Here is a 20,896-nt window from a genome sequence, read left to right on the forward strand (position 1 = left end):
GCTTTAGACCGATTATATTAAATCTGTAAAAATTACTGCACCATGAGTATGGTTACTTTGCTAGCCATACTTTCTTCATCTAAGCGACCATAACGCATAATAAAGTCTGCTTTACCATCATGATTAATATCATGTTGTTCAAATAACGCGCCATTTTTAGGCAATAGCATTTTATATTTACTGCCTTTGCGGTTAAAAAGCCTAGAACTATTGTTACCCAAAAAAATAGTTAATTTTTCTTCTCCCGACGATAATATTAAATCTTGCCTTTTATCGCCATTTACATCACTTAACAGTACTATAGGCTCACCACTTTGTCCTGACGTTAAACTAAAACTTAATTCGACTTCCTTACTAATCAGCGCATCTGTTTCATATTCATCGTCATCATTTAGCGCAAATAACAATACATTTTGATCTATACCACCTGACAACAAAGTGCCAATAATATTACTAACACTGAGTTCAAACGAAGACAACAACACTTCAAATTTATTATCATCATTCACATCAACAATGTTTAGCCCTGTTAATGTGCCCTCAGCTTTTATCACTGTGTTTGGCGTTTTTTTAAATGTTAATCTTTTATTTTCATTGATATAACCGAAATAAAACTCATAATCGTTGGCTCGTTCAAGCACGCCTGAACTTTGGGTAAAGCGCACTATAATATCTGCTACCCCATCGCCGTTAATATCTTTTATTTCCTCCACAACACGGTGCGTTAAGTTGCTTTGATCAGGGCTTTCACCGTCAGATTCTGTTATTTGCCACCAATTTAAACCATGGATGGTATCAGCCAATGGTAAATGTTCTGCTTTATTCGAAAATGTTCCATCCGGATTTTGGCTAAAATAATTGATATTCCCTTTTGAAATCCAAGCAATATCTTGTTGTTGGTCTTGATTAAAGTCAGCAAAAAAAATGGCACGAGGTGTGAAGTTAATTCCCTCTCTAATAAACGCAACTTGTGCATTAATATTCAGATGTTGCGGGGTGAGTAGTTGGTTGTCTTTTGAAAAAATCCATAAATTAGTTTGTTCAAAATCAGGTAAAATAATGTCATCAATACCATCTTTATTGATATCTTGGATAAAGTCTTTATTGGCTAGAAAATTTGATTTATTGAGCAAATAAATCGACTTAATATCTTGTTTATGTTGTAGATATAAACCAGTAGGCACCTTGTGATTTTCATTGATACTCTTATCTGTATGCACAGGATCAATATACCTAAGCGAAACCACCTCATCCTTTGCTAAAAAATATAGCCCTTCATTATTGTCACTAACATCATAGGCGAAATATTCGTCAGAAAGTTGTATTTTATCAAGCAAGACATACCCATTTTTCGATACATCAAACATATAAACAGCTAACCAAGTTTGCTTTACCTTATCTATACCAATCAGAACAAGCTCATCCATTGGGGGTTGTTCATTAGTGGCTAACTCAACCGCAATAACTGGTGAGCTAACCTTAAAGGGTGCTGTAATAGTGTAATGATCAAACTCTACCTTGGTGCCAACTAGCTTACTGGAATTGGCACATACTTTTGTAACGTTAAAACATCCCAAGCAAAAAATCACACCTACCAATAATCTATAATGCATAACAGTCCTTATTTAATATATACCAAAGCCACCACAGCAGGTTACTCAATTTATAACGGCACAACTTTGTACGCACAACGTCGCGCGCCTTCAATAATATGTTCTTCTCTTGTCACGTGTGCCACATCACTCAGTAAATGTTGAAATAACTGTAATTCACTTCGACAAAAATTATTGCATTTAGTTGCAGCCGCACAGATAGGACAATGGTTTTCCAACAACCAATAAAAGTCTTCTTCACGTGTAACCGTTGCCATATAACCTTCATCAGTCCGCAATCTGGCTAACCTGTCTAATTTTTCTTCTACTCCGTACTGATCAGCTAATGCCACACCGTAAGCACGCATAGACGACACTTCTCTATTGGCAATGAGTTTTTCTAAACCGTCATCACCAAACACCGCAATAACTGAATCAATGAGCTGTACCGTTAATTCATCATGTCGGTTGGCAAAATGTTCATTACTTTTTTCAGTTAATGACCAAAAACGTGTTGGTCTCCCCCTTGCGGCCTTTTCATCTTTATAAGTAACATCACCTGACTCTTCTAGTGCCAGTACATGTTGACGAATTCCCATGGTTGTTAGACCAAGTTCTTCGGCTAATGTCTTAGCAGTTAATGCCCCTTCAATTTTTAATAGATTTAAAATCTTATCATGGGTTTTCATCGCAGCCCCGAAATAAATAGGTTTAAAACAACGAGCCTATTATTACCTACTTTCACATTATGTAAACTTTTTTATTTATTTTATTCTTGACTTTATTAAGTAAAGATAATACTTTACTTAATAATTAATAAACATTTTAATTTACATAATAGCATTGGAGTTTCAATGAATTTAAATCAAATTACGCTGCCCGTAAAAAATATCGAAGAAAGCATTCGTTTTTATATCAATTTAGGATTTGAGTTAATTGTTGATACTCCCCATTACACTAGATTTAGCTGCCCTGAAGGTGATGCTACGTTTTCCCTCAGTGTAACAGATCAAAAATTCAACAATGGCGCAGTAATCTACTTTGAGCTTGAAACTTTAGACCAATACATTAAAAAGTTACAAAAGAAAGGATTCAACTTTGCTCAATTACCAACAGACCAACGTTATCTATGGCGTGAAGCGATATTGTTTGATCCTGACAACAACCAACTCAAATTTTATTGGGCAGGTGAAAACCGTCTTAATCCCCCTTGGAAAGTGAAACATAATAGGAGATCTACATGATTACTTTAGAACATATAAATTTAGTTGTAAGTGATATTCAACAGACCTTATCTTTTTATCAAGCTGCATTTCCTCACTGGCGTGTGCGTGGTGGCGGTGAAGGCAAATGGTATGGCAAACCAAGAAATTGGGTGCACTTTGGTGATGATTATCAATACCTTGCTTTTAATGATGATGGTGTGGGTGAAAACCGTGATTTAACTGGTCATCAAGTGGGACTTGCCCATTTTGCCTTTGTAACTAACGATCTTAAAGGGATAATTGAACGATTAGCGCAAGCCGGCTTCATTGTCGATAAAGAAGGTGCTGAAGAAACTGTCCGAGATAACGTTTATTACATTGACCCCAATGGTTATGAGGTTGAATTTGTGCAATATCACAGTGATATACCTAGTCAAAGAAATAGCTATGAGTGAAGATTAATAAATAGTTGCCTTGAAAACCACACTCGCATATTAATGAGCGACTTTGTTGATCCCAATCAAGTACCCGAGTAATTTACTCAGGTACTATCATTGCCACTTAATTATTTCTACTAGGAGTCCCTTATGGGTTGTTGTGGCGGTTGTGGCGGTGAAGGCCATGAAGAGAAAAAAGAGCAAGAACAAGCAGTAGAACAGTCTACTGACAAGAAAGTTGACGAAACAGAAGCTTAACTTCTCGCTCAAGCATGAATCTTAAAAAGCAGTATGGTCCAGGCTCTACTGCTTTTTTGTTATCTGTATTTTAAGGGTTGCGTTTAAACGACTGACTAAATCCTTTCAGTAAAGCAAATTGCGCAAAGTAATAGCTCACCATAATAGCAAAATGAACATTATCTATAGGCAAATAAAATTTATCAAAGCCTATTAATGAATCAGACAAAACAAAGCTTATACCACCAACAACTAACCAAACATTCGATTTTTCACTAAATATTGTTGCCAGAGCCATTAAAAGCAATATGCTCATATACGCAACTACTGGTATAAATAGCTCCCCTAAGCCATTTGCCAATATTGTCAGCATTAGAGCACCATAAATAAGGTAACACACCAGAGCAATATAACATTTAACTTGACGCCAATTTTTTATATAAGGTTTTAAACTGACTAAGTAGCATAAGTGGGCAATAAAAAAGGCACCTAAGCCAAAGATAAACCAATTACCACGATCATAATCAAGAATAAAATCGCCACAGGCTGAAAAAATCAAACCTGCAACAAAGAACTTCCCCGCTATAGTCTTATCTTTAAGCAGCTGCCAACTGACACCGATCAACAATAACATGGGTAACAATTTAACAGCCCAACTTAACGGGTAAGGCTTAATAAAAGTGGACAAAGCAAAGTTAACTGCCAACAGACTAAAAAGAAGTGTTAATTGTTTATTCATTTTATAGTAACTGTGTTTGATAATGGTTTAGTGAATGGGCTCATGGTGACAAGCTTTTCATTTTTAATCAATATCTGGCAATTAAGCAACTATAAAAAAATATTTATGGCAAAACAATTATTGAGTTTTTGCTTGCTTATTACATAACGCCCACGTTAGAATTTGCTCGCGTTATTAGCACAACTAGTAACGTAGACTTGTCGGAGTGCCAAAGGCTGAGATCGCGTAAGCGGGATCCGTAATACCTGAACAGATTAGTATCTGCGTAGGAAACAAGAATAAACAGCACAATTCAAACGCTGCTTTCTTCATTACACACCTTTATTGTTGTCATTCCGCTTCTTTTTTGATTTATTAAAAATAGGTAGCGACCATGAGCGAACAACCAAAAACTATACCAGAGAAAACCACATTAACCAGACGTGAAAAGCGTGAGGCTGCACAAGCTTTTTTAGAGAATGTATCAGCACAATCATTTCCTAATTCAAAAAAATCTATGTGAAGGGGAAATTGCATAATATTAACGTTGGTATGCGCGAAATCACCCTGTCAGACACCCTCATTTCACCTGGGAATGGTGGCGACAAAGACAACCCCGTCTACGAAAAAAACGAACCTTTATGTGTTTACGATACGTCAGGATTTTATACGGATGAAAATGTGGACATTGATGTTCACCAAGGTATTCCTCGTTTACGTGAATCGTGGATTGATGCCCGTAATGATGTTGAATTCTTATCATCTAATAGTTCTTTATATGCACAACAACGTCTTGCTGATGAAGGTGTTGATCATATTCGGTTCGAACATTTACCTAAAATGCGCATTGCCAAACCCGGTAAAAATGTTACCCAAATGCATTACGCGCGCCAAGGTATTATCACGCCAGAAATGGAATATATTGCCATCCGTGAAAACTTAAAACGGGAACAAGTAAAAGACGAAATTTTACTACAACAACACAAAGGTCAGTCGTTTGGAGCGAGTATTCCGGAACAAATAACCCCTGAATTTGTCCGTGATGAAGTAGCCCGTGGCCGAGCCATTATCCCCGTAAATATTAATCACCCTGAATGTGAGCCGATGATCATAGGCCGCAATTTTTTAATTAAAGTTAATGCGAATATTGGTAACTCTGCAGTGACGTCATCCATTGAGGAAGAAGTTGAAAAACTGGTTTGGTCAGTAAAATGGGGCGCAGATACAGTCATGGATTTATCCACAGGTCGTAACATTCATGAAACCCGTGAATGGATTTTACGCAACTCGCCCGTACCAATTGGCACTGTGCCAATTTATCAAGCCCTTGAAAAAGTTAACGGGGTTGCTGAAAACCTAACATGGGAAATTTTTCGCGATACGTTAATCGAACAAGCGGAACAAGGCGTAGATTACTTTACTATTCATGCCGGTGTTTTACTGCGTTATGTCCCCATGACGGCAAAACGCGTAACAGGCATTGTTTCTCGCGGTGGCTCTATTATGGCTAAGTGGTGTTTAGCGCATCATAAAGAAAACTTTTTATACACACATTTTGAAGATATTTGTGAAATTTTAAAGCAATACGATGTGTCGTTCTCATTGGGTGATGGTTTACGTCCAGGCTCTGTGGCAGATGCGAACGACGAAGCGCAATTTGCTGAATTACATACGTTAGGTGAATTAACCAAAATCGCTTGGCAGCATGACGTGCAAACCATTATTGAAGGCCCTGGTCACGTGCCACTGCACATGATCAAAGCCAATATGGAAGAGCAACTTGAGCATTGTGGTGAAGCACCGTTTTACACCTTAGGGCCATTAACTACAGATATTGCACCTGGTTATGATCATATTACCTCAGGTATTGGAGCCGCTAATATTGGTTGGTATGGTTGTGCTATGTTGTGTTACGTAACCCCCAAAGAGCACTTAGGCCTCCCCAATAAAGACGATGTGAAAGAAGGTTTGATCACTTACAAAATTGCTGCTCATGCCGGTGATTTAGCCAAAGGACACCCTGGTGCACAAATTCGTGATAATGCCATGAGTAAAGCCCGTTTTGAATTCCGTTGGTATGATCAGTTTAATATTGGTTTAGATCCTGAAAGAGCAAAAGCCTATCACGATGAAACTTTACCCCAAGAATCAGGAAAAATTGCCCATTTTTGCTCTATGTGTGGTCCTAAATTCTGTTCAATGAAAATTTCTCAAGAAGTACGCGATTATGCAGCCGATCTTGAGTCAGGCAAAAAAATTGAAATTCAACTGCTAGATGAAACGCTAATACTTGACGCTGACGCAGCAAAAGGTATGGCAGAAAAGTCAGCTGAGTTTAAAGCAACCGGTAGTGAAATCTACCATGTAACTCAATAATGAACATTGCCATTGTTGGTCTTGGGCTAATAGGAAGACTAATAGCCCTATCATTACATCGTCAATCAGAATATAACGTAACGCTATTTGATAGAGACAACAAGTTAGCACATAACAGCGCTGCTTATGCTGCTGCGGGGTTATTAACCCCGTTAGGTGAGTCATTACATAGTGAAGCGAATATTGTTGCCATGGGCTTTGAATCATTATTGTTGTGGCCAACATTACTAGCCAGTTTAGATGAACACACCTTTTTCCAAAGCAAACAGGTGCCATTATGGTCAGTCACGAACAAGACAAAGGTGATTACCTACGTTTTGTTCGTCATTTAACAAGTCATTACCCTGAGCAAGATTTACAGACCCTAAATCGGGCTCAATTACTTGCGTTAGAGCCAGAATTAGGCAGAAGTTTTAATCACGGTTTATATTTACCCCAAGAAGGACAAATAGGTAACCGCCGTTTACTTGTGGCCTTACGCAAGCAGCTTGAAGCAGAAAGTGTTAAGTGGCTCAGTGAATGTTTGGTCACCCAAATACAGAATAATGAACAAGGCTGTACTCTGACGTACGAACCCAAAGATGCTCAACAGCAAACTCAATCATTTGATTTAGTAATAGATTGCCGCGGCACAGGCGCAACAAAAAAACAAGCAAGTCATGAATGTGCCCCCTTAATGGATTTGCGTTCTGTTCGTGGCGAATTATTTCAACTATTCGCACCTGATGTGCATATTTCACGCCCCATTCGGTTAATGCACCCAAGATACCAACTTTACATTGCCCCCAAAGGCAAAGGCTTTTATGTGGTAGGTGCTACCGAAATTGAAAGCGATGACCAAGCCAACATGACGGTGCGCTCAGCGATGGAGTTACTCGGCGCAGCTTACAGTGTTCACCCTGGTTTTGCCGAAGCTAATATTCGTCAGCATATTAGTCAATGTCGACCCGCATTTAGCGACAACCAACCCAAAATCAGTGTCCACAAGTCGTTAATGCAGGTAAATGGCCTATTTCGTCACGGCTTTTTAATCTCCCCTGTAGTATTAACACAAGTACTCGCGCTTATTAAAAATATTAAAAATAGTACAAATGACATTCTGCCCTATACTGGTTTATTAACCACGAAGATTGACACAACCCTATTGACAAAAGAAGAGCCGCCTTATGAATATTCACATTAATGGTAAAGCCTATTCACTCCCACACGAAGTTAGCATTACGGTCACTGCCGCCTTAACACTTCATTTTATAGAATCGCAACAAAGTACCTTTGCGGTAGCGCTTAACGGTGACTTTGTCGGTAAAACAGATTATGACACCACAATCGTTAACAACGGCGATAGTCTCGATGTTTTACAACCCATCCAAGGCGGATAAGCACTATGTCACTCAATATTTACGGACAACAACTTAACAGCCGTTTACTTATTGGCAGCGCCCTTTATCCTTCGCCACAAATAATGAAACAAGCAATACTTGCCAGTGGATCACAAGTTGTTACTTTATCGTTGAAAAGGCAAAACCCAAATGAACAGTCTGGTCAACAAATATGGCAATACTTGCAAGACGTTGTTAAGTATGTGAACGGCTTTTTATTACCGAACACCGCCGGCTGTAAAACAGCAAAAGAAGCCATAACATTGGCGAAAATGAGTCGAGAAATTTTCCAAACTAATTGGCTTAAACTCGAAGTAATCGGTGATGATTATAATTTACAACCTGACCCAATTGAGTTACTTAATGCTGCAGAGCAACTCATTAATGACGGTTTTAACGTACTGCCCTATTGCACTGACGATTTGGTTTTATGCCAACGACTTTATGATTTAGGTTGCCAAGTGATCATGCCATGGGCCTCACCTATTGGCACAGGTAAAGGTTTAATGAACCCCTATAACTTAGAAACCATACGGTTGCGTTTACCACAAGCCACACTGATATTAGATGCAGGCATTGGTAAGCCATCAGATGCTTGCTTAGCAATGGAAATGGGCTATGACGGCGTTTTACTTAATAGCGCCGTTGCCCTAGCTGACAACCCTGTATTAATGGCAAAAGCTTTTAACCAAGCCTTACAGGCAGGTGAACAAGGTTATGTTGCGGGAATTATGGAACAAAGACAAACCGCTCATCCATCAACCCCGACATTAGACACGCCATTTTGGCATCAAAATTAACATGATAAACAAACATAATAAAAAAAAACCAATCATTTGGAGTATTTCGGGCAGCGATTGCTCAGGTGGTGCTTGGTATTGCTGCAGATATAAAAACAGCTCATGGTTTAGGCGTTGAAGTATGCACATTAATCACCGCTAATACCGTACAAAACTCCCATCAATTAACATCAGTTTACCCTATATCGGTCGATATTTTACAACAGCAAGCTGACATACTAATTCATGATAAACCACCATCGGTCATCAAAATAGGTTTACTTGCTAATACAGAGCAAGTGCAATGGTTAACCCGATTATTAACACGTTATAAAAAGCAGATACCTGACCTACTCAGCGTTTATGATCCCGTTGGTCAAGCCAGTGTGGGTGGAAGTTTCAATACCTTAACCTTGACTCAATTAACCCCATTATTACAGCAAATAGAGGTTATAACACCGAACTTGCTCGAAGCAAAAGCGCTCACAGGGATTAGTGATGTGATCAACATTGCGCAATTAGCAGAAAAAATTCATCATGATTTCTCTATTACGTCTGTGCTTATTAAAGGGGGACACAATGATGATCAACAAAACTGTCGTGATTATTGTTATCACCAATTAAATCAACTAAATAAAGCAAAACAAGATAGCCAATACCCGCGAGATAAAACAAAAACAGCCATCAGTTATCACTTAAGCAGCAATAGAGTTAACACTCATTATAATCATGGTGGTGGCTGTAGCTTTGCTACCGCTTTAGCAAGTTTTCTTGCGCAAGGATATTTAATACGTGATGCCTTCACTTTAACTAAAGCTTTTATCAATCAAGGCTTGTTAGCCAGTGAGCACTTAAGCGCAGAAAACGGTCATCAATATTATGGTGCGTTTGACCAACAAACTTGGCCGTCTACAGCAAGTTACTTCCCAAAAGTGATTGATGAGTTAAGTGTTACTTATCAGTTATTACCCGCATTTAATTCACTAAATTTACATGGGAAAAAACTAGGTTTATACCCTGTTATTGGATCGATTTACTGGTTAAAACGTTTATTACCCTTAGGGCTTGAAATTATTCAACTGCGTATAAAAAATGTTTCAGGGGCAGCACTAGAGCAGATCATTAGTGAGGCTATTGCCTTGTCAAAACCTTATAAAACACGACTATTTATTAACGATTATTGGCAACTCGCTATTAAACACGGTGCTTACGGGGTACATATTGGCCAAGAAGATTTAAGTGATGCAAACTTAGCGCAAATTCAACAGGCAGGATTACGATTAGGCATTAGCACCCACGGCTGTTATGAATTTTTATTGGCACAACAACTACAACCGTCCTATTTAGCCATTGGTGCAATATTCCCAACCAAAACAAAAAACATGACAGGACAAATTCAAGGCATTGATAATTTACAGCAATTACTGGCGTTAAGACCCCAACCATCCAAAAAACAAATACCTGTTGTGGCTATTGGCGGCATTAACATAACAAATGCAGCACAAGTGCTCGCCACAGGCGTTGAAAGTATTGCCGTCGTTACCGCAATAACTGAGGCCAAAGAACCGGAACAAGCCCTGAAACAACTCGTCACATTGACCCTTGCTTCATATTAAAACAAGCCAGTGCACAGTGAAGCTAAGCGCTTAAGTATTTAATTTATCTTATTTTATTGGCCAATAGCAACTTTGGGCTGCCACTCTAACCACTCTTCTTGCACGTCTTGGTACAAAGTAAAATGTTTACTTGGTAAGCTATCGCCTACTTGATCATCTGCTAGATCTTCATCAATATCTAACTCAGGGCTAGCAAAAGCAATACCACCAGAAATTAAGGTTTCAATTGATTCAGAATCAATATTAACCCCTGAAAAAACACTGGCTTCAATATTAATACCACTAGTATTCCAGAACTTGCTGCCACGATTAACTAAAGGAGCATAACGCCGGCAATATTAATAAAAACGTCCACTGTATCTGCAGTGGGCGATAAATCGATACCAATCACTTCTCCCACTTTAACCTGACGATAAAGCACAGGGTTACCAATACGTACCGAGCCTAAACGCTTAGCTATCAATTTAATATTTAAACCATACGGGCGTTGTTTAACTGTTGGTGGCAAAGCAAGTGCTTCAAATGCCGTTTGTTGATTTTTGGCGATGTTGCTAGGTAACATGGAAATAAAAGCACCTTCCAACAATGAGGCAACATTTTTAGAGCCGACTAAACCTATCTCAGGTTGAACAACCCAAAATTGCGTGCCTTGCTTTGCAAATTTAGCGCCTTTATCATTAAGTAACACTAAAGCGGTTACCCCAACCTCATCCTCGTTAAAAATTAAACGCGTAACTGCGCCTATTTCTTGCTCTTGATAAATAACCTTGGTTGTTTCTTTTAAACCAGTAAAGTCATTAAAATGAATACTAATGGCCAAGCCTGCATTTTTAGCCTGCTCAAAATGTTCAAACAATTCAAAACTGTCGAGTTCTTTTACTGCAGCTTTGGGTTGATTACTGTTGTCTGTGTCTGGATTATAAAAACTGATACCACCACGCAAAATAGCGTCAATTGATTCTGTTTTCACGATAAAGTCACCTAATCCTCCGCTAAGCATTAAGCCACTGGCATTATAAAACCGTGTGTCTTGCCGTATTAATGAGGCATGTTCTTCATCAATAGTAATATTAACGCGCACTTTATCCGCTTTTTTATCTAAGGTTATATTATCAACCTGCCCTACAACAACTCCACGATAACTAATACTGCTACCCGGTGTAGCAACGTTTGCACTGCCAGTAACCAAGCTTAATTGTAACCCTGCTGCACTAGAGAATTTAGCCGGTGGTACTGTTAGTAACACAAAATCTGTTTTGGGTTTTGTGCTCTTCTCATTTAAATTAAAGGTTATGTAAGCACCACCTAACAAAGCATCGGTATCGGTTGTACCTGATAAATTCAAACTAGGTTTTGCCAACCAAAATTGTGTTCCTTCCTTTAAAATACTTTCATATTCAGGTAACAATCCTAAATATAATTTACTGTGCTCGCCTGCAATTTCTATATGATGAATAGAGCCAATTTCTTCACCACGATGTAATATTCGTGTATTTTCGTTAATTTTTTCTTTAGCAGAAATAGTAAGCGTAAAGCGAGTGCGTTGCTGCGCTAATTTTTTATTGGCGAATAAACTAAATTTATCGCCATTTACTACTGACTTTTCAACTGTTCTATCATCGCTATTTTTATTTCCTACTTCTGCTTTTTCAAGGTTAACAACTGATATGCCACCTGTGAGTATGCTTTGCAGTGATTGCGCCTCAACATCAACACCTAGTAGATTTGCTTTAACTTTAAATCCTGAATTATTATAAAAATGACTTGTTGAGGTTATATAATGTTGATATTCCTCTTTAATATGAATGTGTATTAAATGTTGTTCTGCATCAACCGTATCCACCGCTTGAACACTACCAATAACCAATTGTTTAAAATATATATTACTGCCCACTTGCAGTGAATGACGATCATTCGACTCAATAATTAAATGTAAGCCTGGCTCAGTGTAACGGTATGGAGGCTTAGTATTGAATACAGTAAATTGATTGGTTTGCTCCCCTTCCAAAGACGGCTGAATACTAATATAAGCACCTGTTATCAACGTTTGTGCATCAGAAATTCCCGTAAGATCTACCCGAGGTGTCACGAGATAAAATTGAGATTTATCAGTTAAGTAAGGCACAACACGCGGGTTAACTTTTGCTTTTGCAGTGATTTTACGGCTTTTAGGATCTATTTTGCTAAAAGATTCTATGGCACCTATAGTTAAACCTTGAAACAAAATGGCTGCATTATGGTTAACGCCAGAATTCCAATCTAACGTTAGTTCAATTTCATGCCCCATTTCAGCAGACTGAAAATCAGCATGCAAAGGAAATGTTTGACCATTTTTGGCAGAAGGCCGTTTTTCTTGGTAACTTAACGTGTCAACCGCAATCCCACCGCCAAGAATTGAACCTAAAGAACCAGAGTTTATTTTTACACCTGCTGATATTGATGCCGTGACTTGAACGCCACTGGTATTCCAGAACAATGAGTTCTCTTTTATTAAGTGCGCATAATCTTGTTCAATAAATATATTGATATTAATATCTTGGCTATCTTCAGCGTAATGATAGCCTGTAACATAACCAATAGGTATTTGTTTAAATGTAATAGGAGAATCTTCACTAATAGAACCTAACACAGCAGACTTTAACGTAAGGTGTAAACCTGGTGTGGTCATATCTAACTGAGGCGCTTCATTTAATGCAACAAAATGATCTTGGCTTTTCGCCTTTTTGTCAGTGTCGGGCAAAATATTGATATAACTGCCTGACAATAAGGTATCTAAACCAGAAACCCCTTGTAAGGAGATATCCGCACTAACTAACCAAAATTGCGTATCTTGCGTGAGATAATCGGCAAAAGATTTAGACATTTCCACTTCAGCAATCACTGATTGTAAATCGTCTGAGGGAACCACTTTACTCACCATACCCGTAACAAGTCCCTTATAACGTACCTCTGTTTTTTTAGGGACAATGCCTGAGCCATTTTCAAACTCAATTGTAATGAAAACACCTTGCTCAGATAATGCTTTAACGCCTAACCAACCGCCAAAAATCAAAGCGATAAAAGGGATAAACCAAATAATTGAGATACCTTCGCGAGGCACAACTTCTGCGGTTGCTTTTCGTCGGTCATATTTAATGACCGGTTTATCAGTTGTCATTATTTTCCTTATTTTCCCGTAAGCCTTTCGACTTTTTATCCCACAATAATCTAGCATCAAAGCTATTGGCCGCTATCATGGTAAAAATAACGGTGAGGGTGAAATAGTTAATGGCGGGGCCGGCTGCAACTGACGTAACAAAACCAAGTTCAACCACCGCTACCAGTAAAGCAACAACAAAAACATCAAGCATAGACCAAGGACCCAAAAATTCTAACACATGATAAAATTTGCTGTGCTTGTCTGGTCGTAATCTGATCCCCGTATGTGCTCGATACACTAGTACAAATAAACCAATAATTTTAAGTAAAGGTACTATGATACTAGCGGTAAAAATGATTGCCGCTATTGGATATAATCCCTGATCCACAAACTGACCAATACCAGACAGTATGGTTGACGGTTCGCCAATACCCAAAGAATATATAATCATAATAGGGTAAAGGTTTGCAGGAATAAAAGCTATTAATGCAGCAATATTCCACGCTAATGTATATTGTAAACTATGCGGTTTACGCTGATAAAACAACCCATGACAGCGCAGACACCTGATTCTTTCATGAACTGATGTACCATTAATTAAATTAAGTTTATGGCATTTAGGACAAAGTGCAAGATTGCTATCTTTTGCTGTTTTAATCAACAAACTCTTCCTCTAACTTTTGCCAAATATAATCTTGATCTAATGTAGCCGCTGCCATCGTTGAACTGATCAACCATAAAATAAATGCCATCAACCCCATATTCACAGATAATTCGGTATCATCGAGTAATTTATACATAGATACAACAATACCTAACATAAAAACATTAAGCATTGCCCAGTTATCTAAATGATGAAAAGCACGAAAAAAATACAACAACGACGGTTTTAATTTATTAAATTTAAAACTGTAAGTAATATAAAAAGAACCAAATAACCTAACAATGGGCACTGCAATAGCAAATAAAAAAACTAAAACAGCAATCATATAAAAGCCACGATCAATCAATGCAATAATACAATCAAGCAAAGAAGCATTATGGTACTGCCCCGCCAGACTTACGCCCATAATAGGTAATATAATGGCAGGTAATAATAAAACTATTCCCGCGAGAGACCAATGGTAACTGCGCTCTATTGAATTAACTTTGCGCTCTTCCATCGTACTACCACAACGTACGCACTTAGCACTTTGCCCCTGTTTTAGCTCAGGTTTATCATATAACGCATCACAGAGATGGCAGGCAATTAATTGTTTAGTATCAATATTTTTTCTCAAGTAATTTACTCAACCTTAAAGAAAACCATCATTTATATTTTAGAATATAAAACAAAAAAGCAGCAATAAATGCTGCTTTCTTACTATATCACTCAATATTTTACTATTTAAGAGAAGACATATATTTAACAACTGATTCAATATCACTGTCAGACAGTTTTATAGCAATATTACGCATCATATTATTATTATCGTTAGCACGGCTACCATCTCTAAACGTTGTGATTTGCTTTTTCAAGTAATCAGCATTTTGACCTGCAATAGCAGGAAATCCGACTTGAGCCATACCTTTACCGTTCACGCCATGACAAGCGACACAAGCAGGAATACCTTTGTTAACATCACCACCAAAATAAATTTTATGGCCAACCTCACTTGTTTCACTGGTACCCGGAGTACTTTTTTGAACAGCGAAATATGCGGCTAAATCGTTCATATCGGTTGCGCTTAATCCGGAACCATTCCAACCATAACAGGATCAACTCGCGCGCCTGATTTAAAGTCAGCTAATTGTTTAGCAAGATAATTAGCACTTTGACCCGCTAGCTTAGGATACATAGACACTACGCTATTACCATCAGTTCCATGACAAGCAACACACATTGCCGATTTTTCTTGACCCGCTTTCACATCACCCGTAAATAGCTTTCGCTGACGTTGAAGTAACAACTTCAGCGTTAACAACAGGGGCAGCAGTTGCTGTTGCTGTTGCAGAATCTTCACTAACGGCCGCCGCTTGTTCTCCACCACGTGGTAGACTAGAAAAATAAGCCGCTAAATCTGCCATATCTTGTTCTGATAAGTTAGCAGCCATTGGTGCCATCATCATATCGGTACGAGCACCCGCTTTAAAATCAGCCAACTGTTTAGCAATATACGCGTCTTTTTGACCAAAGAAGATTAGGATAAAGTGGGTTAGGATTCACGCCAGTAGCACCATGACAGGCACCACACACAGCAGATTTAGCCTTACCTGCTTCAGCATCGCCCTGTACAGCATGCGCTGTATTGAACATACTTGCTCCTAACAAAAGTGAAAATATTATTTTTTTCATTGAATTGCTCTCTGCTTATTGTTAACTAGATTTATGATGTAATATTTTTCTGCGGCTTAATTTTAAAATTAACCCTAAAAGTGACGGCATTTTACACTAATCTGTGCTGTGTGTAACATTATCTGATAAATTTTCCCGATAAAATCACACTATTTTGCATTTTTATTGTTTATTTTGATAATAAATAACCAAGAATAACGTTATAATAACAGTATATTTTTATTAAGAGTTACACCTTTGTCTTCAACCACTATACACTTAAGCAAAGCCACATTTACCATCAGCGCCCCAGATATTCGCAAATTACCAGAAGATACTGGTATTGAAGTTGCTTTTCTTTGGTCGCTCTAATCTTCGGTAAATCTAGCGCACTAAATACGCTAACTAATCAAAAAAGTTTAGCCCGCATTAGTAAAACCCCTGGTCGAACTCAGCTAATTAACGTATTTGAAATTGCTGAAAATAAACGTTTAATTGATTTACCCGGTTATGGTTTTGCTAAAGTCCCTTTAGAAATGAAAAAGAAATGGCAAAAAGCATTAGGGGAATATTTAGAAAAACGTGAAAGCCTTAAAGGTTTGGTGGTATTAATGGATATTCGTCACCCACTAAAAGACTTAGACATGGATTTGATTCATTGGGCTGTTGACAGCGAACTACCAGTACTAGCCTTACTAACAAAATGCGATAAATTATCTCAAGGGAAACGTAGTACCGAAGTACTCAAGGTAAAAAAAATACTCGCCCCTTTAAATGGCAACATTAAAGTTCAAGCCTTCTCATCGCTAAAACGCACCGGAGCAGAACAAGCAGACGCTATTATTTGTGATTGGTTTTCTACAGACATTATATAACAGAGTCGAGTATGTTCTGTCTTTACTCGCTCTTCTGCTAATCAACTCACCTGAGCTTGGTTTAAGACATGGTTAACCTGTTGAAAAATTAAACATTAAAAATTTTGCTCACTTCTAGCTTGATAATTTTACTACTTTAGCCCCCAAAATAAGCAAGGCAAATTTACGCGTCTATAGGGTGCTATTGCAAGTGAATTTAACGCCGAAGTTAGTAAAAATAACGGCTAGAAGAACATTTATTAAGGCGAGCTGAGGTTAACTAACAGCAAACAATACATAACTCCTCAGAATCATTGACCCCAAAGCTAGTTACGGTTTATTAACTCATCTCTTAATTAATGAAACGGGTATTATCTTAAATTTTAGACAAAAAAAACCAGTAACAAGGCTACTGGTGCATGTAAGCTATGGGGAAGCTAGAATAAATTATTACAATAAGTGTCCGTTAGGAACAAAGCAATTATAGAGTAACAACTCTATAAATGTAAAGCATTAATAGTATAAATACTCTATTTATTTTGATATAGATCAATTCATACGCTAATGATTAATCTCATCGGAAATGAGAATATTCTCGGTATTCTCATTTAGAGCCAGATTCTCATTTGTAGTGCCAAGTAGCTTGATGCATCAAAATCAATTAAAAACTAAGCCAATTAACCCTTTAATAATATTGCTCACTAGAGTAATGGATTTTTCAAAGAACGCATTTTTTAGACTATCAATAGCCTGTGTAACAAGCGTGTAGTCCAACAATGCAAATGCATAATAAATCATGAAAAATGAAGAGAGCAAGATAATTAAACCAACAACATACTTATTCTTAAATCCGTAACATAAGCGCATTAAATCAGCTCTAATTTTATGCTCTTTAAAATGAGGGCTTACAATCCAGAAGCACGCAAGCAATATGGCAGCTAAAACAACGAATATTTCTATTGGGTGGTTTAATATTTGAATAACATAGTCTACGTAATCTAGAGGTAGTTTCCCTTTAAAGTTTTTTGCAAAATTATCTTCAGTTCTTGCAAACGAAAGTATGATAACAGATGAAAAGGCGAATAGAATTCCTATCGAGGCTACTGATAATGAAAGTACGCTTGGGACTATAGCTGTATAATTATTTTTTCTTTCCCTTAATGCCCGAAGTGCCCCTACTTTAGCTTCAATAGATGACAAAATCTTTTTATCACCTTCTGTCGAAAAGGCACACAGAGTTGTTCGAAGTGCACTTTTCTTTCCCATAATTTCCTTAAAACTGGAAACGTATGCCATCATTCCTTTCATGGCATAATAATCATTTTCAGAGTGCGTTCGTCGCATTTTCAATATAGTACGATAGAGGGACTTTAAGACTCCTTTAGTTAATTCCTTATAAGACTCCTGAGAATCTCCTTTGACTAGTGGAAGTAATATATCTGATTTAGAGTCATGGTGCTGATGTTGGTGACACAGATCTTTCATAAAATAGTATATCTGACTTACAGCGTCATCTTTAAAGCTATTAAATGCGAAACCTTCAGTTCGGGTTACCCGGCGTAACTTTTTATCATCAATTTTTTCAAACCAAACATCATCAATTGTTAATATTCCTTCTCTTGGAAGGATTATTGAAGCATGCATCAAAGAATTATTATTAAAACAATCAATCAATTGTCCAAAATCGCCACTAATTTCTTGAGAGCCTATTAACTGATTTAGATCTACTTTTGAGTTAACAACAAAGACTTTTCCGTGGATAACGTCTTCATTTGATGTTTTATTATTTTGTATAAAAATAAACTTAAAATCACCGTTGTGAAAAAGTAATTTCTCTAAAGAATTCGACGCAAATAAAAATAAAAATGGTTTGATCAAATGCTTTAACGGGGTATTAGAAAATAATTTTGCGTCATTTAGCCATGCCGTACCCATGAAAGATAACAATAAAAATATTCGTATAGGTGAGTATGTAAATGTAAAAAATACCTGCCTTACAATACGGGGAATTGCGCTATCATTTAGATAGCGGTCATGAGAAATGAAATTAAAATCAGAACTAGGACTTTTATTGAAAGGATAAGGCTTTGTACTCGTCCCTATTGTAGAGAATGATAAACGACCTCTTAAATTTGGTATCCGGCCCAAATACTTCATATTTATTTCACTTTATTTACTGCATAAAAAAACCGCCTAAAGACGCCTTTGGTCGGTTTTTACGGATTTTGATAGCCTGCTCACAAAATTATTTAATACTTTCTCTTGAAAGTTGATTACATGGTACAAGCTCATTTGTACGGGTATCAATAGTAAAACCCTTTGAAATTTCGTCTGGTGAACATGCTTCGGCTTCATTCAAAGAACCGGCTATAGCATTAGCTAAATTACCAGTGATCTTATGGTTATGCTCATATTCACCTTTATTATGAGATAAAACCTGAATACCAAAGACTAAAGTAGCAATTCCCATTACTAACAAAGTTAGACCCATTAAAGTACTCATAATATTTTTTATCCTCTGATAATTTTATTGATTTGTATAAAATCGCGCGGATTATACACAATAAGTATAATTAAATATACTTATTTTCCTTTCAAATTATATTCTACCCTTTCATATAGCTAAGCTCATGTCAATAGTTAGTATGTATTAACTCTTTAACTATTAGCCATGTTTTTCAAATATGCAACATGTCTTTTATCAATTTTTCTCCCTTGCTTCAATTAACTAGACCACCCAAGATTAAAAATTATTATGGCTGACCTGAGTACTCCTTTGTTATGGTGTTTTTTTGATTGATTATTACTTCAAATTATTATTCAATATTAGTGAAGATATTATTCACTAATATTGAAAAGGAATTAAAATGAAAATATCAGGGAGCTGTTTGTGTGGGGCAGTATCATTTCGTGTAGACAATCGCTTCAAAAATATGTATGCATGCTTTTGTCAACAATGTAGAAAAATATCAGGCTCTTCTTTTGCGTCAAATCTATTCATTGATGCAAATTATCTTGAATGGCTTTCAGGTGAAAATAAACTTGAAAAGTTTACTGTTCCTGGTCGTGGATTTAATAAGGCGTTTTGTAAAAAGTGTGGTACTGGTATGCCATTTAAAACAAGTGACGCAAAACAGTATTTGGTACCGGCGGGTTGTTTAGATCAGGATCCTGAAGTAGAAAAAATAGAACAGATATTCTACAAAGAAAAATATTCACTTGAAGACGCACGTTTGCAAGCACCTACTTACGACAAATTTCCTCATAAGGAAGTAAAGTAGTGGTACTTACAAAAATAGCTGTGGTGGAAATTTAATCAGCCCCCCCATAATAACTTCTGCAACTTTCCAAAGATAAACTACATATATCTTAACTGGGGTAGTCGAATCCATTAAACCACGTCATAAGGTTACATTGCAGCTTTACATGAAATTAGTTTGATAATATCCTATCAGTAATGGAATCAACTTAAACGGAACTTAGTATGTCTTGGACAAAACTCAATAAAAATATTACCCCTCATTCGCTTATGGCATTAGACGCACATACCTGCCGCGATTATGGGGTAAAGTTAGCGCATAACTTTCCTTTTCATAAAGTTAAATTTACCTGCCAAGCCTTGGCTATCTTGGCTCAGTTAAACGATTACGACCAAGATATGGTGGTAAATGACATTGAACAAATTTGCGCACACCCTAATGCAAAAAACTCATTAAAACACAGTCGCAACCCGTTACGTCGTTTATGGCGTACCAAATACCCTTTTCGTAATTATCATTATTTGTTGGAATATACTTATCAAGATAATAAAATTAACATTAAGGATATTTTCTTTGATGAACAATTACAGGGTAAAAAACACACTTTTTCAGCAGAGCGAACCATGTTATATGAAGTAACACGAAAAACCTCGGCTACTTACGATAAAGCCAAGGACGAAGAAAGCATAAGGGAACTACAAGGCGCTTGGACTAATACCCCTCAAGCAACCACGCAGGTGAATACTGCTCATGCCGCTGTTAATGGTATGCAAAACGATGTAGTAAAAGCGGCATGGTTAATGGGGACCCATTTAGATACTGCCTACCAAAGTGATGGTATAAAAGCCTACACGCTCTTTCATAACCCGACTGATAATATGGCCCTAGATGCTGCTGAATGTGTGTTTGATAAACGTTTAGGGCGTAAATCGCATAATGCCCAACATCTAGCGGCGGTATTGGCGCAAAATAACCAAAGAAGGTAAAAAA

The 20,896-nt window shown here is 37.3% G+C and carries 21 protein-coding genes, 2 pseudogenes and 1 riboswitch; of the genes and pseudogenes, 11 read left to right on the plus strand and 12 right to left on the minus strand.

Translation table 11 applies throughout. The features are described from left to right. Positions 1-32: 32 nt before the first annotated feature. Positions 33-1,613 carry an FG-GAP repeat domain-containing protein gene (locus tag L3081_RS00500; protein WP_242282728.1) on the minus strand — a complete coding sequence of 527 codons (1,581 nt, stop codon included), beginning with the start codon at positions 1,611-1,613 and terminating at the stop codon, positions 33-35. A gap of 50 nt (positions 1,614-1,663) precedes the next feature. Continuing rightward, a complete protein-coding gene (locus L3081_RS00505) occupies positions 1,664-2,281 on the minus strand; it encodes a helix-turn-helix transcriptional regulator (RefSeq protein ID WP_242282729.1) in 618 nt (205 codons plus the stop codon). A gap of 165 nt (positions 2,282-2,446) precedes the next feature. Here L3081_RS00505 and L3081_RS00510 point away from each other — a divergent pair, with 165 nt between their 5' ends. Beyond that, positions 2,447-2,836 carry a VOC family protein gene (locus tag L3081_RS00510; RefSeq protein ID WP_242282730.1) on the plus strand — a complete coding sequence of 130 codons (390 nt, stop codon included), beginning with the start codon at positions 2,447-2,449 and terminating at the stop codon, positions 2,834-2,836. Further along, a complete protein-coding gene (locus L3081_RS00515; protein WP_242282731.1) occupies positions 2,833-3,252 on the plus strand; it encodes a VOC family protein in 420 nt (139 codons plus the stop codon). The genes L3081_RS00510 and L3081_RS00515 overlap by 4 nt, the downstream gene beginning before the upstream one ends. Positions 3,253-3,562: 310 nt before the next feature. On the opposite strand, the gene L3081_RS00520 is transcribed toward L3081_RS00515, so the two are convergent. Beyond that, positions 3,563-4,210: a lysoplasmalogenase gene (locus L3081_RS00520; protein WP_242282732.1), complete on the minus strand. Its 648-nt coding sequence runs from the start codon at positions 4,208-4,210 to the stop codon at positions 3,563-3,565. Between the two features lie 191 nt (positions 4,211-4,401). After that, positions 4,402-4,499: riboswitch (TPP riboswitch) on the plus strand. A gap of 84 nt (positions 4,500-4,583) precedes the next feature. Here L3081_RS00520 and thiC point away from each other — a divergent pair. The 6 genes and pseudogenes from thiC to thiE all read left to right on the plus strand — a co-directional run bounded on the left by thiC (position 4,584) and on the right by thiE (position 10,339). Beyond that, positions 4,584-6,565, plus strand: a pseudogene (gene thiC, locus L3081_RS00525) (phosphomethylpyrimidine synthase ThiC). Further along, positions 6,565-6,897, plus strand: a complete 333-nt coding sequence (locus tag L3081_RS26035; protein ID WP_274620256.1) for an FAD-dependent oxidoreductase — start codon at positions 6,565-6,567, stop codon at positions 6,895-6,897. The pseudogene thiC and the gene L3081_RS26035 overlap by 1 nt, the downstream one beginning before the upstream one ends. Continuing rightward, positions 6,843-7,748, plus strand: coding sequence for an FAD-dependent oxidoreductase (locus L3081_RS00530; RefSeq protein ID WP_274620257.1), 906 nt, complete (start codon positions 6,843-6,845; stop codon positions 7,746-7,748). Before L3081_RS26035 ends, L3081_RS00530 begins: the two co-directional genes overlap by 55 nt. Then, complete coding sequence (gene thiS, locus L3081_RS00535; RefSeq protein ID WP_242282733.1) at positions 7,732-7,944, plus strand: sulfur carrier protein ThiS; 213 nt, start codon at positions 7,732-7,734, stop codon at positions 7,942-7,944. Before L3081_RS00530 ends, thiS begins: the two co-directional genes overlap by 17 nt. Positions 7,945-7,949: 5 nt before the next feature. Continuing rightward, a complete protein-coding gene (locus L3081_RS00540) occupies positions 7,950-8,744 on the plus strand; it encodes a thiazole synthase (RefSeq protein WP_242282734.1) in 795 nt (264 codons plus the stop codon). Between the two features lie 68 nt (positions 8,745-8,812). Further along, positions 8,813-10,339 carry a thiamine phosphate synthase gene (gene thiE / locus L3081_RS27790; protein WP_242282735.1) on the plus strand — a complete coding sequence of 509 codons (1,527 nt, stop codon included), beginning with the start codon at positions 8,813-8,815 and terminating at the stop codon, positions 10,337-10,339. A gap of 313 nt (positions 10,340-10,652) precedes the next feature. On the opposite strand, the gene L3081_RS00550 is transcribed toward thiE, so the two are convergent. From L3081_RS00550 to L3081_RS27800, 7 genes are all read right to left on the minus strand, one after another. Further along, positions 10,653-13,496 carry a PqiB family protein gene (locus L3081_RS00550; RefSeq protein ID WP_242282736.1) on the minus strand — a complete coding sequence of 948 codons (2,844 nt, stop codon included), beginning with the start codon at positions 13,494-13,496 and terminating at the stop codon, positions 10,653-10,655. Beyond that, on the minus strand, positions 13,486-14,139 hold the full coding sequence (locus tag L3081_RS00555; protein ID WP_242282737.1) for a paraquat-inducible protein A: 654 nt from the start codon (positions 14,137-14,139) through the stop codon (positions 13,486-13,488). Before L3081_RS00555 ends, L3081_RS00550 begins: the two co-directional genes overlap by 11 nt. Then, a complete protein-coding gene (locus L3081_RS00560) occupies positions 14,132-14,758 on the minus strand; it encodes a paraquat-inducible protein A (protein WP_242282738.1) in 627 nt (208 codons plus the stop codon). The genes L3081_RS00555 and L3081_RS00560 overlap by 8 nt, the downstream gene beginning before the upstream one ends. 103 nt (positions 14,759-14,861) lie before the next feature. Beyond that, positions 14,862-15,194, minus strand: a complete 333-nt coding sequence (locus L3081_RS00565; protein WP_242282739.1) for a c-type cytochrome — start codon at positions 15,192-15,194, stop codon at positions 14,862-14,864. 11 nt (positions 15,195-15,205) lie between these two features. Beyond that, positions 15,206-15,388, minus strand: coding sequence for a c-type cytochrome (locus tag L3081_RS00570; RefSeq protein ID WP_242282740.1), 183 nt, complete (start codon positions 15,386-15,388; stop codon positions 15,206-15,208). A 1-nt stretch (position 15,389) separates the two neighbouring features. Continuing rightward, positions 15,390-15,620: a c-type cytochrome gene (locus L3081_RS27795; RefSeq protein WP_338027047.1), complete on the minus strand. Its 231-nt coding sequence runs from the start codon at positions 15,618-15,620 to the stop codon at positions 15,390-15,392. Between the two features lie 4 nt (positions 15,621-15,624). After that, positions 15,625-15,813, minus strand: a complete 189-nt coding sequence (locus L3081_RS27800; protein ID WP_338027048.1) for a c-type cytochrome — start codon at positions 15,811-15,813, stop codon at positions 15,625-15,627. A 237-nt stretch (positions 15,814-16,050) separates the two neighbouring features. Between L3081_RS27800 and yihA the strand changes: the two are divergent. After that, positions 16,051-16,667: pseudogene (gene yihA, locus L3081_RS00580) on the plus strand (ribosome biogenesis GTP-binding protein YihA/YsxC). A gap of 636 nt (positions 16,668-17,303) precedes the next feature. Here the strand turns inward: yihA and L3081_RS00585 are convergent. Both L3081_RS00585 and L3081_RS00590 read right to left on the minus strand, forming a co-directional pair. Further along, entirely contained in the window at positions 17,304-18,581 is a 1,278-nt protein-coding gene (locus L3081_RS00585) for a hypothetical protein (RefSeq protein ID WP_242282741.1), read from the minus strand. A gap of 310 nt (positions 18,582-18,891) precedes the next feature. After that, the gene (locus L3081_RS00590; RefSeq protein ID WP_242282742.1) at positions 18,892-19,149 is read right to left on the minus strand and encodes a hypothetical protein; all 258 of its coding nucleotides are present in this window, start codon (positions 19,147-19,149) and stop codon (positions 18,892-18,894) included. 364 nt (positions 19,150-19,513) lie between these two features. On the opposite strand from L3081_RS00590, the gene L3081_RS00595 reads away from it, so the two are divergent. Together L3081_RS00595 and L3081_RS00600 are read left to right on the plus strand one after the other, a co-directional pair. After that, on the plus strand, positions 19,514-19,927 hold the full coding sequence (locus L3081_RS00595) for a GFA family protein (protein ID WP_242282743.1): 414 nt from the start codon (positions 19,514-19,516) through the stop codon (positions 19,925-19,927). Positions 19,928-20,130: 203 nt separating this feature from the next. Beyond that, complete coding sequence (locus tag L3081_RS00600) at positions 20,131-20,892, plus strand: hypothetical protein (protein WP_242282744.1); 762 nt, start codon at positions 20,131-20,133, stop codon at positions 20,890-20,892. Positions 20,893-20,896: the final 4 nt, after the last annotated feature.

Origin of the sequence: Colwellia maritima (assembly GCF_022669015.1) — a bacterium.
GTDB classification, from domain to species: Bacteria; Pseudomonadota; Gammaproteobacteria; order Enterobacterales; family Alteromonadaceae; genus Colwellia; species Colwellia maritima.

Bases quoted from the DNA above. Each gene is read 5' to 3' on its own strand.
- L3081_RS00590 (WP_242282742.1), bottom strand. From the start codon at position 19,149: ATGAGTACTTTAATGGGTCTAACTTTGTTAGTAATGGGAATTGCTACT.
- thiS (WP_242282733.1), top strand. From the start codon at position 7,732: ATGAATATTCACATTAATGGTAAAGCCTATTCACTCCCACACGAAGTT.
- L3081_RS00500 (WP_242282728.1), bottom strand. From the start codon at position 1,613: ATGCATTATAGATTATTGGTAGGTGTGATTTTTTGCTTGGGATGTTTT.
- L3081_RS00530 (WP_274620257.1), top strand. From the start codon at position 6,843: ATGGTCAGTCACGAACAAGACAAAGGTGATTACCTACGTTTTGTTCGT.
- L3081_RS00515 (WP_242282731.1), top strand. From the start codon at position 2,833: ATGATTACTTTAGAACATATAAATTTAGTTGTAAGTGATATTCAACAG.
- L3081_RS00505 (WP_242282729.1), bottom strand. From the start codon at position 2,281: ATGAAAACCCATGATAAGATTTTAAATCTATTAAAAATTGAAGGGGCA.
- L3081_RS00510 (WP_242282730.1), top strand. From the start codon at position 2,447: ATGAATTTAAATCAAATTACGCTGCCCGTAAAAAATATCGAAGAAAGC.
- L3081_RS00565 (WP_242282739.1), bottom strand. From the start codon at position 15,194: ATGAACGATTTAGCCGCATATTTCGCTGTTCAAAAAAGTACTCCGGGT.
- L3081_RS26035 (WP_274620256.1), top strand. From the start codon at position 6,565: ATGAACATTGCCATTGTTGGTCTTGGGCTAATAGGAAGACTAATAGCC.
- L3081_RS27800 (WP_338027048.1), bottom strand. From the start codon at position 15,813: ATGAAAAAAATAATATTTTCACTTTTGTTAGGAGCAAGTATGTTCAAT.
- L3081_RS00595 (WP_242282743.1), top strand. From the start codon at position 19,514: ATGAAAATATCAGGGAGCTGTTTGTGTGGGGCAGTATCATTTCGTGTA.
- L3081_RS00600 (WP_242282744.1), top strand. From the start codon at position 20,131: ATGTCTTGGACAAAACTCAATAAAAATATTACCCCTCATTCGCTTATG.
- L3081_RS00520 (WP_242282732.1), bottom strand. From the start codon at position 4,210: ATGAATAAACAATTAACACTTCTTTTTAGTCTGTTGGCAGTTAACTTT.
- L3081_RS00585 (WP_242282741.1), bottom strand. From the start codon at position 18,581: ATGGGTACGGCATGGCTAAATGACGCAAAATTATTTTCTAATACCCCG.
- L3081_RS00540 (WP_242282734.1), top strand. From the start codon at position 7,950: ATGTCACTCAATATTTACGGACAACAACTTAACAGCCGTTTACTTATT.
- L3081_RS00550 (WP_242282736.1), bottom strand. From the start codon at position 13,496: ATGACAACTGATAAACCGGTCATTAAATATGACCGACGAAAAGCAACC.